This is a genomic window from Pseudoalteromonas sp. BSi20311 (assembly GCF_000239875.1).
Lineage (GTDB): Bacteria > Pseudomonadota > Gammaproteobacteria > Enterobacterales > Alteromonadaceae > Pseudoalteromonas.
Window position 1 is genome coordinate 1 of sequence record NZ_BADU01000056.1, and the last position, 16,455, is coordinate 16,455.

At 39.8% G+C, this 16,455-nt stretch carries 22 protein-coding genes and 1 tRNA gene; 3 read left to right on the forward strand and 20 right to left on the reverse strand.

The features are described from left to right. Nucleotides 1-62: 62 nt before the first annotated feature. The gene (locus P20311_RS05005; protein ID WP_008110372.1) at nucleotides 63-1,352 is read right to left on the reverse strand and encodes an outer membrane protein transport protein; all 1,290 of its coding nucleotides are present in this window, start codon (nucleotides 1,350-1,352) and stop codon (nucleotides 63-65) included. Between the two features lie 282 nt (nucleotides 1,353-1,634). Between P20311_RS05005 and P20311_RS19260 the strand changes: the two genes are divergently transcribed. Further along, nucleotides 1,635-1,958, forward strand: coding sequence for a hypothetical protein (locus tag P20311_RS19260; protein ID WP_008110373.1), 324 nt, complete (start codon nucleotides 1,635-1,637; stop codon nucleotides 1,956-1,958). On the opposite strand, the gene P20311_RS05015 is transcribed toward P20311_RS19260, so the two are convergent. Beyond that, the gene (locus P20311_RS05015) at nucleotides 1,918-3,135 is read right to left on the reverse strand and encodes an HD-GYP domain-containing protein (RefSeq protein WP_036984879.1); all 1,218 of its coding nucleotides are present in this window, start codon (nucleotides 3,133-3,135) and stop codon (nucleotides 1,918-1,920) included. The two genes, P20311_RS19260 and P20311_RS05015, sit on opposite strands and share 41 nt — an antisense overlap. 263 nt (nucleotides 3,136-3,398) lie before the next feature. Next, nucleotides 3,399-3,473: transfer RNA gene (locus P20311_RS05020), tRNA-Arg, on the reverse strand. A 237-nt stretch (nucleotides 3,474-3,710) separates the two neighbouring features. Between P20311_RS05020 and P20311_RS05025 the strand changes: the two genes are divergently transcribed. Beyond that, entirely contained in the window at nucleotides 3,711-3,893 is a 183-nt protein-coding gene (locus P20311_RS05025; protein ID WP_008110377.1) for a hypothetical protein, read from the forward strand. Here P20311_RS05025 and P20311_RS05030 read toward each other — a convergent pair. From P20311_RS05030 to P20311_RS05040, 3 genes are read right to left on the reverse strand one after another with little or no spacing between them, the layout of a single operon-like run. Then, the gene (locus P20311_RS05030; protein ID WP_008110378.1) at nucleotides 3,890-4,693 is read right to left on the reverse strand and encodes a phosphotransferase family protein; all 804 of its coding nucleotides are present in this window, start codon (nucleotides 4,691-4,693) and stop codon (nucleotides 3,890-3,892) included. The genes P20311_RS05025 and P20311_RS05030 overlap by 4 nt on opposite strands. Nucleotides 4,694-4,696: 3 nt before the next feature. Continuing rightward, on the reverse strand, nucleotides 4,697-5,320 hold the full coding sequence (gene pnuC, locus P20311_RS05035) for a nicotinamide riboside transporter PnuC (protein ID WP_008110380.1): 624 nt from the start codon (nucleotides 5,318-5,320) through the stop codon (nucleotides 4,697-4,699). Between the two features lie 30 nt (nucleotides 5,321-5,350). Further along, complete coding sequence (locus tag P20311_RS05040; RefSeq protein WP_008110382.1) at nucleotides 5,351-5,602, reverse strand: hypothetical protein; 252 nt, start codon at nucleotides 5,600-5,602, stop codon at nucleotides 5,351-5,353. 100 nt (nucleotides 5,603-5,702) lie between these two features. Here P20311_RS05040 and P20311_RS05045 point away from each other — a divergent pair, with 100 nt between their 5' ends. Then, a complete protein-coding gene (locus P20311_RS05045) occupies nucleotides 5,703-5,942 on the forward strand; it encodes a DUF2960 domain-containing protein (protein ID WP_004588463.1) in 240 nt (79 codons plus the stop codon). A 71-nt stretch (nucleotides 5,943-6,013) separates the two neighbouring features. Here the strand turns inward: P20311_RS05045 and alr are convergent, their stop codons facing one another. The 14 genes from alr to rpsF all read right to left on the reverse strand — a co-directional run bounded on the left by alr (nucleotide 6,014) and on the right by rpsF (nucleotide 16,140). Continuing rightward, the gene (gene alr, locus P20311_RS05050; RefSeq protein WP_008110385.1) at nucleotides 6,014-7,093 is read right to left on the reverse strand and encodes an alanine racemase; all 1,080 of its coding nucleotides are present in this window, start codon (nucleotides 7,091-7,093) and stop codon (nucleotides 6,014-6,016) included. Further along, nucleotides 7,093-8,472 carry a replicative DNA helicase gene (dnaB, locus tag P20311_RS05055; protein ID WP_008110387.1) on the reverse strand — a complete coding sequence of 460 codons (1,380 nt, stop codon included), beginning with the start codon at nucleotides 8,470-8,472 and terminating at the stop codon, nucleotides 7,093-7,095. Before dnaB ends, alr begins: the two co-directional genes overlap by 1 nt. Before the next feature lie 113 nt (nucleotides 8,473-8,585). Continuing rightward, nucleotides 8,586-9,524: a DUF4097 family beta strand repeat-containing protein gene (locus tag P20311_RS05060; protein WP_008110389.1), complete on the reverse strand. Its 939-nt coding sequence runs from the start codon at nucleotides 9,522-9,524 to the stop codon at nucleotides 8,586-8,588. 9 nt (nucleotides 9,525-9,533) lie between these two features. Continuing rightward, nucleotides 9,534-10,013 (reverse strand): hypothetical protein, encoded by a 480-nt coding sequence (locus P20311_RS05065; RefSeq protein WP_008110391.1) that lies wholly within the window; start codon nucleotides 10,011-10,013, stop codon nucleotides 9,534-9,536. Continuing rightward, nucleotides 10,006-10,557: an RNA polymerase sigma factor gene (locus tag P20311_RS05070; protein WP_008110393.1), complete on the reverse strand. Its 552-nt coding sequence runs from the start codon at nucleotides 10,555-10,557 to the stop codon at nucleotides 10,006-10,008. Before P20311_RS05070 ends, P20311_RS05065 begins: the two co-directional genes overlap by 8 nt. Nucleotides 10,558-10,699: 142 nt before the next feature. Next, complete coding sequence (locus tag P20311_RS05075) at nucleotides 10,700-12,433, reverse strand: pilus assembly PilX N-terminal domain-containing protein (protein WP_008110395.1); 1,734 nt, start codon at nucleotides 12,431-12,433, stop codon at nucleotides 10,700-10,702. Continuing rightward, nucleotides 12,430-12,951 (reverse strand): PilW family protein, encoded by a 522-nt coding sequence (locus tag P20311_RS05080; protein ID WP_008110397.1) that lies wholly within the window; start codon nucleotides 12,949-12,951, stop codon nucleotides 12,430-12,432. Before P20311_RS05080 ends, P20311_RS05075 begins: the two co-directional genes overlap by 4 nt. Next, on the reverse strand, nucleotides 12,948-13,352 hold the full coding sequence (locus P20311_RS05085) for a prepilin-type N-terminal cleavage/methylation domain-containing protein (RefSeq protein WP_370587301.1): 405 nt from the start codon (nucleotides 13,350-13,352) through the stop codon (nucleotides 12,948-12,950). The genes P20311_RS05080 and P20311_RS05085 overlap by 4 nt, the downstream gene beginning before the upstream one ends. Next, nucleotides 13,349-13,801, reverse strand: coding sequence for a GspH/FimT family pseudopilin (locus P20311_RS05090; protein ID WP_008110401.1), 453 nt, complete (start codon nucleotides 13,799-13,801; stop codon nucleotides 13,349-13,351). The genes P20311_RS05085 and P20311_RS05090 overlap by 4 nt, the downstream gene beginning before the upstream one ends. A gap of 5 nt (nucleotides 13,802-13,806) precedes the next feature. After that, nucleotides 13,807-14,235 (reverse strand): type IV pilin protein, encoded by a 429-nt coding sequence (locus tag P20311_RS05095; RefSeq protein WP_008110403.1) that lies wholly within the window; start codon nucleotides 14,233-14,235, stop codon nucleotides 13,807-13,809. A 473-nt stretch (nucleotides 14,236-14,708) separates the two neighbouring features. Next, entirely contained in the window at nucleotides 14,709-15,161 is a 453-nt protein-coding gene (gene rplI, locus P20311_RS05100) for a 50S ribosomal protein L9 (RefSeq protein ID WP_008110407.1), read from the reverse strand. A 36-nt stretch (nucleotides 15,162-15,197) separates the two neighbouring features. Further along, nucleotides 15,198-15,425, reverse strand: coding sequence for a 30S ribosomal protein S18 (gene rpsR / locus P20311_RS05105; protein ID WP_002962753.1), 228 nt, complete (start codon nucleotides 15,423-15,425; stop codon nucleotides 15,198-15,200). A 12-nt stretch (nucleotides 15,426-15,437) separates the two neighbouring features. Then, nucleotides 15,438-15,755: a primosomal replication protein N gene (gene priB, locus P20311_RS05110; RefSeq protein WP_008466122.1), complete on the reverse strand. Its 318-nt coding sequence runs from the start codon at nucleotides 15,753-15,755 to the stop codon at nucleotides 15,438-15,440. A gap of 43 nt (nucleotides 15,756-15,798) precedes the next feature. Further along, on the reverse strand, nucleotides 15,799-16,140 hold the full coding sequence (rpsF, locus tag P20311_RS05115) for a 30S ribosomal protein S6 (protein WP_008110420.1): 342 nt from the start codon (nucleotides 16,138-16,140) through the stop codon (nucleotides 15,799-15,801). Nucleotides 16,141-16,455 lie beyond the last annotated feature (315 nt).

A 16,455-nucleotide genomic window follows, 5' to 3' on the forward strand; every position in this document is an offset into this window, starting at 1 on the left:
AGCGGCTTTTTTTGTGTCTAGGTTCTAGGTTCTAGGCTCTAGGCTCTAGGCTCTAGGCAGAATTAGAATGTGTAGTTATACTGCGCGCCTAACAATACTGCATGACCTTTTGATTCAAAAGACCATTGCTGTGGTAGTGTTTCGCTTTCTACTTTTTCAGTAAAGTTTTGTGTTTTACCACGTAATACGCTCACACCTAAATCAACATTTGAGTTTTCATCGATCGTATAGTTACCACCAAACGAGAACCAAAAACGGTCTGTATCAGGGATAGAGATTGATAAATGCTGCTGTGATACAGGCGACTCATCAAACGCAAAACCAGCACGAAGCATTAAGTTTTCGCTGTACTGGTAATCAGTACCAATTGAGTAGCGCATTGCATCAGAGAAATCTTCTGTTTTTTCAAACGCGCTGAACTTGTCACCTGTAGGCGCTGTTACTTGTGCTTCTAATGAATCAAAGCTGCTCCAACCTGTCCATAATACGCTGTAGTGAACGCCTAGCTTTTCATCTAACTGGTGAGAACCAGAGAACTCGGCAATTGCTGGCAATGTGATTTCAACAGAGCCTGGTAAAACTTGATTTTGAAGTGGTGATACTGGAAGCTGTGTAAAGTACTCGCCTTCAAAAGTAATGTCTGTTTCTGTGCGGTAATTAAAACCAAAGCGGCTATTTTCATCTAGCTGATACATTAAGCCAACGTTTAAGCCGTAACCCATATCATCACCTTCAAGGTTAACCGCATCAGCACTTGCAGGAATAGATGCAATAACAGGGTTTACAGGAGGTACGAAACCAAACTTACGGATAATCTTCGCTTCTGCGTAAATTGCATTTAAACCAATACCAAAGCTAAACTGCTCTGATACTTTATATGCAACACTTGCGTTCATGTTTACAGTAACAATTTCAGTTTCACCAGCAATTTGGCCAGCTGCATAATCATCGTTAAACTCAGTCGCTAGGCCAAAGTTAGAAAAAGCACCAAAACCAACCGATACTTTATCGTTTACTGGCATAGTGAAATAGCCCGCAGGAATAATCGCGCTTGGTGCGATGCTGTCATCATTTAATACGCTGTTATCTAAACCGTAGGCATTACCTGTGCCTGTTAGGCTCACATCAGGGATTACAGCCATAGCTGCAACACTCAGTTGCTTCTCTTTAAACAACGTCATTAATGCTGGGTTACGAGAAACCACAGACGCATCGTCTGCTACAGACGCTTCACCTGCGTATGCGCGGCCTAAACCAGATACGTTTTGTTCAGCAAGCTGAAAAGCCGCTGCAAAGGTATCAGCTGAAACAAATGCCAGCGATGCCGCAATAAGAGTTTTAGTAAATTTCATTGTTGTGTCCTTAGCCAAACTCACTGTTTGGATAGCTATGTGTGTTGTTATTAGGATTTCAAACCCGCGTACACTACCTTAATTTTTTATAAAAAACTCTACTAAAACGTTAAAAAAGACTAAAAAACACGTTTTTTAACGACATTTTAACAACTATTTAAAACTCATCGGAGCAGAAGCGTGCTATTAGAGTATATACTCTAATAGCATTGATTCTCATTTGCATTGACTTGGATTACGTTGCAATTTACACTACCAATGGAATCACCAAGGGAGAAAATAGTGATCATTTTACTTATTATTGCAGGGCTTATTTTTTGTGGTTTAAGTGTTTATTTCTTTTATAAAGCAAATTATTGCGCGTGTACGCAAGCTGGTAAATGTGACAATCCTGTCAATCACTATTGGTTAGCGGCCATTAGCATGGCGGTTATTGCTTTGGTTTTTTGCTGCTTAGCACTGCATGTAGAATTAGGCACGTTACTTTGGATAACGCTAATGGGAAGTTGCTTTTTAGGTGGATATATTTCTGCTAAAACAAACAGAAAAAGACGATGCAAAAAAACTAAAGCAGTAAATGCTCTTTTAAAAGTCGAGGCAAATTAATTTTATAATCAGCGGGTTTGACACTTGCTTGTATTTTTATTTCATTATTGTTTAAGCTCAAATCAATATCTTTTGCGGTAACATGATGGTTATGTTTTGCGTTATAAAAAAGCTTCACTTTAGGTTTGATTGGGTTTGAATGATTCCCCTCTAGTACCAAGGCCAACCGTTCATTGGTTAACTTAACAATAGTACCCACCGGGTGAACACCTAAGCACTTTATAAATAGCTGTACTAACTCTGCGTCAAATAGCTGTTTATTAGCCAACAAATAACGTAGCGCATTTATAGGCTCATCCCCTTCTTGATGCGGCCTGTCTGCGGTGAGTGCATCGTACACGTCAACAATCGCCAAAATTCGAGCAGGACGACTTATTTTGCTTTCATCAACTCCTCGAGGATAACCAGAACCATCAAGACGCTCATGATGGTTTACAATCATATCTAGCATTAAAGTGGTGATACCTTTTGCACCTTTTAATAACCCTAAGCTTTGTGCAACATGCTTTTTTATTGCCGTCATCTCGTTACCTGTAACTTTGCCAGGTTTAGAGAATATTCCTTGGGGTAATTTGGCTTGCCCTAGGTCATGCATTAGTGCACCCATTGCAAGCTCCTGCACGGCTTCGCGTTTATACCCTAAGTATTTAGCGAATACCGCTGTAAAAATGGTGCAGTTGATCATATGACGCCAGTTATAACTATGCTTATCTTTAATGCGAGTTAAAATGGTCATAGCATGTTCATTGCGAAATACTGAGCTGACTATTTCATTACTTATCTCATTAAGTGCATCAGTATTCAGTGACAAGCCTGAGGTTAAATCACCAAAAATATTCTGTAGTTTTCTGTTGTGGGCATCATAACTAACGCTGGCTTTGGCAAACTCTTGTTGCAAGCTGACAACTCGTTTTTTACTGGCGGGCTTGTCTTGATTTGTAGCAGCGGCTTGTGGTTTTTCTTTTACTTTATATTTAGCCGGTACAGCCACATCACTTTTTGTAAAATCAATAAGAAGCTCTAGCACTCCTTCAGTAATTAAACGCTGAATTATAGATTTATCACGAACCAAACCGCTGGTTTTAATTTTTATACCATCCACACTCTCCTGCTGCTTGGTCACGCTATTTACGTACATGCCGGGGATAAGTTCTGATATAGGTAAGGTAACTAGCATAAATGTGAGGGTTTCTATAATTAAGGAATATTTACTCTAAATAGCATTATTTAGCTATAAAAGTCTAGTTTTTGAGTTTAGGGTAATAATAAATTATTAACACTAAAAATCTTTACAATTATTGATAATAAACCATAAGTACGGCACTGAGTATACGCCTAACGGTGTAAATTAGATTGCTACAAGCATTTTTTAACGGGGAATAAAATAGTGAGCTAATCTAAATAGCTATTATCGTTTCAAGGGGGGAAGTAAAACGCAAATGGCGCTCTCGGTAGGGATCGAACCTACAACTCAGCCTCCGGAGGGCCACGTGATATCCATTTCACCACGAGAGCACATTTGTTGCCGCCACATCAACTCGCGATATCAATGCTTTAGCATGCGCAATAATAAAGGCATCTTTATATAAATACCAGCATGATTCGTTTACATGTCTATAATTTAAACTATTCACTTAACAAAAGGTAAAAAAAGCGCTATTTATTTATATTCTATAAAAAAACAGTAACGCTTTAGACACATATTATCTATTATTGTCACTGGACGGAAAGATTAAACACGAGGAAGTAATTATGAAGTTAATGTCAACAGAACAAGTTGCTGAGTTTTTAGGCGTAAAGGCAGAGCGTGTTAAACGTCTTGCTCGAGAAAGCTTATTAATCGCTAAATCTGAAGATGATAATGGCGAAATGCAATTTGACGCTGATGAAGTAGCAAAATACAAAGAGCTAGCGGAACGCTTTGGTGGGCTTTAACTACCCACTGATGCTATAAGCTCATCCAATTGCGCGCGCAGTACAACAACCTTGTTGTTGATGGCGCGTTGCTCATACCAACCAATGCATAACAGTAAATAAACTATCTGGTAGCACTCAAGCTTGTGCATAGATAAGTAAAATTGCTCTGATGGCGTATATGCTTGATAACTTTTAAGCAAAGCATGCTTAGTTGCACTATCTAAGTTAAAGCTAACGGCTAACGCAGCAAGATCAAAGTAAACATCATTTTTTTGAGCGTATTCAAAGTCGATTAAATACACGCCCTGCGGATTAACGACTATATTTTCTTTCACTAAGTCATTATGGCAAAAGCCGTGTTCTATGGGCATATTGGCAATGCTTTCTAGCACTTTATCTATGTGCTTATCAAACTCTTTAAACACCAATAAATGCCGATAGGCTTGCAATTCAAGTGCGATATTCATCGTTTGAGTATCTGTCGTATGTGCATGTACTTTAACCAGTTTAGCAAGTAGCGGCATAGCTAAATAAGACTCTGCAACCTCTCCCTCTATATAATTAAAAGCCGCACGTTTATTTTGTTTATCAAGCCAGATAGGTGCAGGGCAAACTTGCTGTTTGCTGAGTTCACACTGAGCTTGAAGCGCGACTTCTGGCCAATATGATTGATAACACTTTAATAAATAAGATTGAGTGTCAGTACGTATTAAAAAGTTATCGTTACTTAAACCATTAACCAAGTACTCTGTTGAGGTTATTATACTAGGTGCTAAAAACGCACTACAAATATTAACTAACTGAGAATGCGGGTTCATAAATTAGAGTTGCGCCATTGGTTTTGCTTGGCTTTGCTCATATTCTTCGTACCACGTTTTAAACCCCCACGCCGCCATAATAGTATAGAATATAAAAAGCACGAGTGTTGGGTAATAACCCTTTTCGTAATACAAATACATTGATGCGGCATCAATCACTATCCAATATAGCCAATTCTCGAGTACTTTTTTAGCCACGAGATAAGTAGTGACTACTGCAAAGCAGGTGGTAAAACTGTCTAGGTAGGCAAAATCTGCATGGGTGTAATTTTGCATCACGTAACCAATCGCTAATGACGCTAGGGTGGTTAATACTATTAAAATGATATGTCGGTTCACAGGCCACGATGTAATCAACCGTTGCGCTTGATTAGCTTTACCTTTTCGCCACACAACCCAACCAAACACGGCCATGTACATATAATAAAAGTTCAGTAATGACTCCATTAGCAACGCGCCATTCCAATACATAATGGTATAAATAAGCGTACTAAAAAATGCCGCAGGCCAGCACCATAAATTCTCTTTTATGGCTAATAATAAATACGCCATTGATAAAGCCACCGCAATATACTCCCAATGCGACATGGCAGTGAAACCACTAAGTATTTGCGTTATAAAATCCATCATTATAAAACGACCGTATTTGTTAGGAGGTTATTCGGGAGATAAATCGCCCGAGATAAATTTACACACAAAGATAGCTTTACCAAATTGCTCGTATGAATGTTTAATCTCTGTACTGATCACTTGCATTACTAAGTCATAATCACCAAATATTTGAGTCGACATGGTATTCGTGATCACTTTGAGCTCTTCATAGGCATTTACTCTGTCGATAAAGCCTTTAATAAAGGGAATATAATCTTGGTGAAGCGGGTATTTACTGATCTCTACTGATAATTTCATTTCAAACTCAACTTTTTAATTATTTGATTTCAACTAATCATTCAACGCAACTTAAATACAGTGTAAAATTACACTAACACTCAATTTAACTGAGCTTATTATGGCACGCAGAATTACCTATACTTTTAAAAATCAACCGCGCGAGATTAACTTCGCAAAAGATAAATACCACGATATGTATCAGGCTATTGCGGCTGCTGAGGGTATTGATTTAACTAACTACTTAAACATGGTACGCCAAATTGAAATGACCTCTAAAGGGTCATCAGCTGTGCGTAACTTTCGTGACCAAGAATTTGCGCGTATGGGCTTTAGCGATATTTACTTTATAAAAGAGTAGCCATACTCATTAAGCTAACATCACGTTCATGTCAGCAATGTAAACTTACCGCATATCTTTAATAATAAATATTATCGCTGGTACTCATAACTTACGCGCGGTGTAATATTACACAATAACTCGTAAGAAATGGTATCAGCACATTGTGCAATCTCTTCTACTGGTAACTCGGGTCCCCACATAATCACCTCATCACCCACTTCGACGTTGTGCACGTTATTACCTATATCAAGGGTGATCATGTCCATGGCTACACTACCCACAATACCGTAACGATGACCATTTATAATCACAGGTGTGCCTTCTTTCGCATGACGCGGATAACCATCACCATAGCCCAGTGCAACCACAGCCAACATCGTAGGTTTATCACTTTGCCAGCGACCGCCATAGCCTACTTGCTCATGTGCCCCCACATTACGCACTGCTATCACCTTAGTAGTTAAGCGCATTACAGGCTTTAATTGATGATCTTTACCTGTGTGATTGGCCATAGGCGATACACCGTAAAGCATTAGCCCAGGTCGAACCCAATCACCATGACCACTCGGCCACGCTATAATTCCTGCTGAGTTCGATAAACAATGGGCTTGCTCAACCTCTTGGGTTAAATTATCAAACAAAGCAATTTGCTGCACTGTTTTAGTATTTTTTACATCATCGGCACAGGCAAAATGGGTCATTAAATTTATTTTGTTTTGTGCATTTGGGCTGGCTTGTAGGCGCTGATAAAACATATCAAACTGCTCAGGCGCAATACCTAAACGATGCATGCCGGTATTTATTTTTAACCAGCAATTTAAGGGCGCATCTAGCTGCGCACTTTCCAACATTTTTAGCTGTATTTCGTCATGAATAATAGTTTGAAAATTATTCGCCAGTAGAATAGGTAAGTCTTCTTGATGAAAAAAACCTTCTAGCAACACAATCGGTTTTGTAAGGCCACCGGCACGCAGTGCTAACGCTTCATCTATACGCGCAACCGCAAATGCATCTGCTTCATTTAAGTGCTGCGCAATAGTGACTAAACCATGCCCATAAGCATTCGCTTTAAGCACGGCCATGACTTTACTATTGGGCGCAAAGCGTTTTACTTGCGCTAAGTTATGTTCAAGCGCGGTTAAATTAATTTCAGCAGTGGCTAAGCGCATTAGTAATCATCATCTACAGCAGGCCCAGCATAATTATCAAAGCGAGAAAATTGACCTTGGAAAGTTAGGCGCACTTTACCAATCGGACCGTTACGCTGTTTACCGATAATAATTTCGGCAATGCCTTTTTCAGTACTGTCTTCGTTGTATACTTCATCACGATAAATAAACATGATCAAATCGGCATCTTGCTCAATAGAGCCTGACTCACGTAAATCTGAGTTAATTGGACGTTTATCAGCACGTTGCTCTAGAGTACGATTAAGCTGCGATAGAGCAACAACCGGACACTGCAACTCTTTCGCTAGTGCTTTGAGTGAGCGGGAAATTTCAGCAATTTCTAAAGTACGATTATCAGACAGACTAGGTACACGCATTAATTGCAGGTAATCGACCATGATCATACTAATACCACCATGATCGCGTGCTATACGACGCGCACGTGAGCGAACATCGGTAGGTGTCAAGCCTGAGGCATCATCAACGTACATTTTGCCTTTCTCCATGAGTAACCCCATGGTTGATGAAAGGCGCGCCCAGTCATCGTCATCTAGCTGACCAGTACGTACTTTGGTTTGGTTAATTCGGCCAAGGGACGCCAGCATCCTCATCATAATTTGTTCAGAGGGCATCTCTAGTGAGTAAATAAGCACCGGCTTGTCTTGAGTCATTGCGGCATGTTCAGCAAGGTTCATCGCAAAGGTGGTTTTACCCATTGATGGACGCGCTGCCACAATAATTAAATCAGATGGCTGCAAGCCTGTGGTCATTTTATCAAGATCAGTATAACCTGTACTCACACCGGTCACACCATCTTGTGGTGATTGGTAAAGCTCTTCTATTTTATCAACGGTTTTTTCAAGTATATTGTGAATGCTTTGCGGACCATCGCTGCTTTTTGTACGCTGCTCAGCAATTTTAAATACTTTACTTTCAGCAAAATCCAGTAAGTCGTGACTAGTTCGCCCTTCTGGGTTAAAACCTGCTTCGGCTATTTCGTTAGCAACGCCAATCATTTCACGTACTACGGCGCGCTCGCGCACGATACTCGCGTAAGCGTCAATATTAGCAGCACTTGGGGTGTTTTTTGCTATTTCGGCTAAATATGCAAATCCACCAATACCTGACAACTGATTATTTTTTTCTAAACTTTCAGAAATAGTGATTAAATCAATTGGATCGCCAATTTCAGCCAGTGCTGTCATCGCCTCAAAAATAAGCTTATGGGTACGGGTATAAAAATCCTGTGACACAACAAGTTCAGCTACGCGATCAAATGCTTGGTTATCAAGCATTAAACCACCTAAAACAGATTGTTCAGCTTCTATTGAATGGGGAGGAACTTTAAGAGTGTCGACTTGCTTATCTGGTTTGGCCATAACTTCACAGTACTAAAATTGAATAGCTCTATTCTATCGACTTGGCGGGGCTGTGCAAATAGCAAAGCAGGAAATCTTTTCCTGCTTTTTGTTACTTGAAATAAAATGGGTGTTTATTGGCGTTTAAGTTCGATAACACCGCTAATAGTATTCATTTCTACGCTAGCATCTGTGCCATTAGTATTAAACTTAATTCCACTTGCAGGGCCGTATTTGGCTTTTTGCACTTGATCGTCAGTTAACTGGTTGTCAATTTTACCGCCAGCGTGTGCTTCTACCTCAAATTGTGCTGATAAATCAGCAGGGAAATAAAACGCAGCGTTGCCACTAACAGATTCAAAGCTCACATCAGCATCACTCAGAAGACGGTTAATTCGCACCTTAACTTCGCCATTTACGGTGCTTATTTGTAATTCTTTTATGGCATCTAGATTAAAGTTGATATCGCCATTTACGTTTTCTAAGCGAATATCGTTGGCCGTCGAGTTTGATGTAATATTGCCATTAACTGCGCTAAAACGAACTTCACCACTAGATTGCTGATCATCAATCGAACCATTAACGGTTTCAAATTGAACTTTACCGTTAAGTGCTTTTGCCTTGATGTCACCATTTACACTGGTCAGCTTAATATCACCATTAAGATCATTTACAGTAATAGCCCCATTAACTACGTCAATTTCAGTGCCTTTTTGTAACTCTTTGGCCGTTACCGACGCATTAACACCAACAAATTCCAGCGCGCTACTTTTTGGCATAAAAATAGTGAGCGTTGAACCATTGTTGTTATTATCCCAATTAGAAAGTTCAGGCATTTTCACGATAAACTGAGTTTTATTGCCTTGTGTTTTAAGAGTATAACCTTGTGCCTTATCATCAAGTTCACCCGTTACTTTAAACTGGTTTTTATCCCAACCCGTTACTTTAATGTCACCGCGCTGGTTTTCAATGTGGATCACTCCAGCATTGGGTACCTCAATTTGCTGATCTATTTTTTCACCAGCAAATACGGCCATGGGTAATAAAGCGATCCCTAATATTATTGCTTTCATTTATTTCTCCTATATGTGTTGCCAACGCGGTGCATGCACCTTGTTAATTAAATCGAGTTGTTGTTGATAAACTTGCGCTAGCATAGACAGTAGCGCCTTGTTTTTCGGTTCATTTTCAAGTGTTTGTTTTATTGCTTGCTCTGCGTCTTCAAGTTCTTGTAACTGCACTTGCCAGTTATCGGTCAATGCTACTTGGCTTTGATATTGCACTAGTAAGCTTTGTTTTTGCTTAGTAAAAAACTCACTCATTGCCACTGCGGTATTTGTCTCTGGTGCTTTAAATAACACCACCGCACTCACTAAAGCCGCGGTAAAACATGCAGCAAGAGCGGTGAGTTTCGGCCAATATTTATTAGTATTTATAAAGGGCTGATTATTAGCTATTATTGCGCGCTCGATTCCATCCCACAGTTCTTTTTTTGGTGGGATACTTTTATCTAACTGGGTTAAAGACTCATTTAAATAGTCATCAAAATTTGTTTTACTCATTTTCGTACCACTGCTTTAATAATTGCCTTGCACGATGATATTGCGCCTTACTAGAGCCTACCGCCATGCCTAACAGGGTTGCAATTTCTTCATGCCTATAACCTTCTACTGCATACAGCACAAATACCATTCTTGCTCGCTCAGGCAGCCTAACAATTAATTTATCCAGTCCATTTAGTCCGTTACAGTCATTTGCAGTTTGTTCATCCATACCGCTTTGCTCAAAGCTAATTACTTTATTAAGCCAATGTTTTTGCCTACGCACATAACTAATAGCAATATTACTGGCGACACTATAAAGCCAAGTGGAAAATTGCGATCGCCCATCAAACTGCGTTATTTTTTTCCATACTTGTACAAACACTTCTTGGGTAGCATCTTGCGCATGCCCCTCATCGGCTATGAGCCTCAGGCATAAGCCATAAACTTTTGCTTTATGCATGTCATAGAGCGCTTTATAGGCTAACTGGTCGCCATTTTTAACTTGATCAATAAGCATTTGCTGCACTTGATCAGTTATTGGCTGATTAGCGTCCATTAACATCGCAAATTTTTCCTATTTATAATTATGTAATTGCAATTTAACTTATTAGACGCGCAGAAGAATAGAAAGGTTTAAATAAATAAAAAATAAAGGGACCTGAGCCCCTTTATATTATTAAGTTTAATGATAAAAAAAATGAGTTTTAAATAATCGGCTCATCCTCTGGTACTTTATAATACCAGCCTAAAAACACGATTTTAGGTTTCAAATTACCACCGGGGCTATTATTGGCATTTAATAACGCCGAATCAAAGTGAATACCACTCCCCCCATTTGCATTTACTGACGCTCCGCGCACCGTACCAAACAAGGCACCCGAGCCAGTTAATTTAACTGATGTAAGAGGTGCATAAATAGCGGCATATAATTGTGAGTCGCTCTGAATTAATATGCCATCGTTACCAACAAAAGAAGAAAACACCTGAAAAGCGGGATGCCCACTTGGCGCTAACCCCTGATCTTCAACAATCACTTTTGCAGATGCCCCAATGTTAAATTTACCAGTAGTAATAATTGTTAAGCTACTACCCGCTTTAACTGTTAGTTTAGAGTTGTTTTGCATATCAAACTGACCATCAACAACCCAAATAACATCGCCACCATCAATAGTCACGGCAGCATTACTAGAGAGCTTTACTCCTGTAAAACCAAAAATATACTCGCTCGGTGCCGCATCTGCTGGTATTTGTGGTAAACCACTAAAAATGAATACTTCATCTGTTGTTGCGGTTAAATCACTAAAGCTGCCACTAATTGATTGACCTTGCTTAGGTTCAAACGCATAAACTGCTCCGCCACCTAAAGCAAAGTTGGTATAACTGGTAGTATCATCAATTAAATTAATAACCCGTGCTGGAATATTAATTGGGTCACAGCTAGTGTCTGGGTTAGTAGGATCATACCCAGGAAGAGTAGGATCAGAGGTAGAGACAGCCTCAACTTCGGGGTTTACATTAAATTGCACTGCAGTGTAAGCACTTCCGCCTTGAGCATGGGCACTGTCGCCAAAACTTCCTGAACCGCCATATAATATATCCAGCCCTTCTGCATTTATGTTATCTATAAAAGTACCTTGCGCCATACTTACGTCGCCGTTTACACGAACATACCCTGTAATATGCCCACCACCACGTTGGTAAGAAAAATCGCCTTGAGTTCGAACATTCCCTTCAACGCGCAAAGTACTAGTATCTCTGCCGCCAGAAATTTCTACCCCACCATTTGAGTGTATATCACCTAAAATAATACCGTCGCTTTGTAAATAAACTATCCCGGTGGCTTTAATGTCACCTCGGATGGAATCACCACCCACACTTACATCGGCGTCTTCATCAATAGTGGCAACATCCCCTTCACTGGTGTTTGTTTCATCATAAGTACCCAAATCAGAATCATAGCTGTCTATAACACCACTACCACGTAAATTTAAGCCAACACACCCCACCAATGCATTAGTAAATAGTGAGCCTGGTGATGCCGGCACAAACCCATAGCGTGCAACTAAATTACTTTGCGCGTCGTCGTCATAGCGGCTACCTTGGCTGGTGATTTCTATTTCACCCGCGGCATTAATCGCAACCGATGAGCTAAACTTTGAATCACTTACCTCACCAGTACCTGTTATAACCCCTGAATCAGCAACCATCTGAATCATATCTAAGCTGCTGTCATCGTTAAGCTTTTGCTGCATAGCTTGGGCTTGTTCAAAAACACCTTTTTCAGCCAACAAGCGACTATTAATTTTCTTTTGAAAATTACCACTTAATCGTTCTTGAACCACGTTTTCTCTTAATGAACTCAGCACAACAACACTTGAAATACCAAGTAAAATAAGGACTATAACCAGCGTAAAACCTTTATCACTAATACGTTTCATGAGCCGAATACTCCTGATAAAATAACGCTAGATACAGCTATATTCATCTCCACTGCATTATTAAACTGCCTAGGTAATCCCTCCGGCTTAATATTTACTGTAACCACATTATTATTAATACTAAAACTTAATGTCTCTACGCCCGTTAACAACCTTTCGGGAGTGTCTGCATCTTTCGCACACATTAAGTTATTGTTCTGTAAGTAGTAACGTTCAACAACAGCAACACTAGACACATCACCATTGCACGTAATCACTCCAGCTGGCATGGTATAGGTAATAGTCATTCCGTCAGCCGATACCACAGGCAAATCAAATGATTGCTTAGTACTTCTTGTCAAAACCGTATTACTGTAACGCAATACCTCTTGTGCATTTTCAAGCTCTTTGCTTACTTGAATACCGCTTTTTATTGCCGAGTACGACAAGCTAACACCTGCTAGCAAAAAAGCCCCTGCAGCCATTGCAACCATTAACTCAACAAGGGTAAACCCTTTTGCAACTCGCCAGTTTTTCATGGGCATTCTCCACTAATGTCAGGATAAGTTGCATTTAAAGTAATTTGATTAATTACATTATCGGTTAGGCGCTCATCCTGCCATGAAATACTGACTTGCATTTCATTAGCGTAACTAGCCGGTAATGACAAACTATAATCGGCAATTTGTGGAGCTAATGACGCTTTAAAAGCAACATCATTAAAAAAGTCGGGGTTATCTTTTTGCAGGGTACATAAATGAGGCCATATTTGCTCTATGGTATTTTGAGCCTGAATTAACGATACCGTATAGTTAAAACTATTAGTAGCATACTGCAATGACTTCAGCTGAGCTGCCGCTAATCCCAACAATGCAATTCCTGCTACAACAACAGCTATCATCACTTCAAGTAACGTAAAGCCTTTTTGTAACTTCATCATGCGCACCCATTTAAAGACACATCAGCTAACCAACTCTGCCCACTTTTTAAAATGCACAGATAATAATCTTTTGTATCGCTAATGCCATCTTTAACCAATATAGTAGTAGCAGCAGATACTTCACCTGTTGCTTTTACTTCACGATCTTGTAGGTTAATTTCTATATTAGAGTAGTTAGAAACAAACTCACGCAACACTTCATCAGAGCCACTTTCAGAACTAACTACCTGCCACTTTGTACCTGCAGTAACTAGTTTAAGATTAACTTCTCGCTTGGCCGCTTCGCTTCGCGCATATTTATATACGCTAATTAATTGGTTAGCCGTTGTTACTATTCGGTCTTGTTGAATCTGCTTTATAAAGCTAGGCACAGCCACTGTCGCTAAAATACCAATGATACTCAGCACGACACTTAGCTCTATGAGTGTAAACCCTCGCGACTTTTGCATTTTATTTACTCCCAACAGTCAGTGCCTTGTGCCTCAACACTGCCATCATGCTTAATTATTAATGCCCCACATCTGTCCGCAGCTTGAGCAGATCCTGTTTTAGGTGTTGCCTTCAACGAGTAACCTCTGTTTTTAAAATCAGCCGTAGCGCCTGTTACTTTATTCGTGGGTGTATAACTAAACGTATAATATTCAGTGTTAGCAGCTGCATCAAACGCATTAGGGTACCCACCATTACGAGAGTAAACTCGTTCTAGCGTGGCACTGTATTGTAATATTTGCTGCTGCACATCTGCACGCCGACTTCGCTCTAAGTAACTTTGATACGAAGGCAACGCAACGCTGTAAAGAATACCTATAATCGCCACTACAATTAAAAGCTCGACTAAAGTAAACCCAGCACAAATAATTCTTTTGTTGTAATTTATTAACATTGATCAAACTTTTATAACCATAAAGCACTAATATAGCTCATACCATAGTTTTGTCAATATTGCAAAAAAGGAACAAAATGAATTAATATACTGAATTTATTAAAGTTAAAGCGGTTTAACTTTTTTAAGAACTTTTAAATGGGGTAGGTTGTTTGTATATATAAGAGAGTAATAAAAACCTGAGTTCTGAATAGTAAATTAATTAGTACCAATTCGCTTGATGAAGTGAGCTATTTTAAGGAAGGAAAATAGTGTCGATATCAAGGCAAAAATTTCGTTGTTTAGTTGTTCTAAATGAGACGTTTTTAATGCAGCTAGCATCTGATTTAGCCCCTCAAAATGATTAAGTATTATTGCAGATTGGTGTAACCAAGCTGCTTTTAGCAAGCTCAAAGCTATTGGGTAAAGTGCCTTTAATTTTGATCAAAAAAAACCGTGCCTAAGCACGGTTTTTTTAACTTAATTTTAAAAAATTAAGCTTCAGCAATAACGATTACTTTAATAGTAGCTGTTACGTCTGAGTGTACTGCGATTGCAACGTCAAATTCGCCAGTCTCACGGATAGTACCTAGAGGTAAACGAACTTCTGATTTAGCAACTTCAACACCAACAGCTGAGATAGCGTCAGCGATATCACGAGTACCGATTGAACCGAATAATTTACCTTCGTCACCAGCTTTAGATACTAATGTAACTTCTGCTAATGCTTCAAGTTTGTCAGCGCGTGCTTGTGCTGCAGTTAACTGTTCAGCGATTTTTGCTTCTAGTTCTGCGCGACGTGCGTCAAACGTTTCAATGTTTGCTTTAGTTGCAGGAACTGCCTTACCTTGTGGGAAAAGGAAGTTACGTGCGAAGCCAGATTTAACTACAACCTGGTCACCTAGGCCACCTAGGTTAGCGATCTTATCTAGTAGAATAACTTGCATGTTTCTACACCTTTTAAAAACGTGTTAATCCGCTGCTTACTTATGTAAGTCAGTGTATGGAAGAAGGGCTAAGTAGCGAGCACGCTTAATAGCAGTTGCTAGCTGGCGCTGGTATTTAGCGCTAGTACCTGTGATACGGCTAGGTACGATTTTGCCACTTTCTGTAACATAGTTTCTAAGAGTAGCTAGATCTTTGTAATCGATTTGTTGTACGCCTTCCGCTTTAAAGCGGCAGAACTTACGACGTCTGAAATAACGTGCCATGAGATTAATTCCTCAAATAATTCTTTCTATATGCTGAGCATGCAAAACCAATTGGCTAAGGCCGTTACGACCTTCGTGGCGATTTAAAAAACCACTCACTTGCAATGCCTGCCCAACGTGCAAATGTTGAGTCTGTTGTTGCATTTGCTTACCACTGGCAACCACCTGAAGCCTAACGTAACTATTACGGTTAAGATCTGCTTCAACTTGCATTGATTTATGTTCTACAACAAAAATACAATGCGGTATGCCCGCGGGGCTTTGGCTAAACTTGGGTGTTTTACAAACTACCCCCGATATAACCAGCTGATTCGTATATGGGCTAACCATTATAGTAACTGCTGACTACGTGCCATGCTAGGACTCAAAACAATTAAGCAGCTGGTGCTTCTTTCTTCTCTTCTCTTACAAGAGGAGACGCTTCAGTTACAGCGTTTTTAGTACGCATAACTAAGTTACGAAGCACTGCATCGTTGTAGCGGAAAGTAGTTTCTAGCTCGCTGATTACTTCAGTTGGTGCTTCAACGTTCATAAGAACATAATGAGCTTTATGAAGCTTGTTGATTGGGTAAGCCAGTTGACGACGGCCCCAGTCTTCAAGACGGTGGATAGTACCACCCGCTTCAGTGATAGAACCAGTATAACGTTCGATCATACCAGATACTTGCTCACTCTGATCAGGGTGAACCATGAATACGATTTCGTAATGACGCATGGATATTCCTTACGGTTAATAGAGCCTTCTACCGTTTCGGCCGGTCGGTTTAAGGCAAGGAATTAATAGTTTAAAAGCCGAAATGAGCGCGTATTTTACGCTTAGTAGGATAATTAAGCAAGCAGGTTTTTTAAGCTTTGATAGATAAGTGTTGAAGGTTTCGGGTTTCGGGTTTCGGGTTTCGGGTTTCGGGTTTCGGGTTTCGGGTTTCGGGTTTCGGGTTTCGGGTTTCGGGTTTCGGGTTTCGGGAAAACATTATTGAATGATCCCTTTATATCAACAGATAAAATAAAGATAAGTGTTTTATTTTTTTGT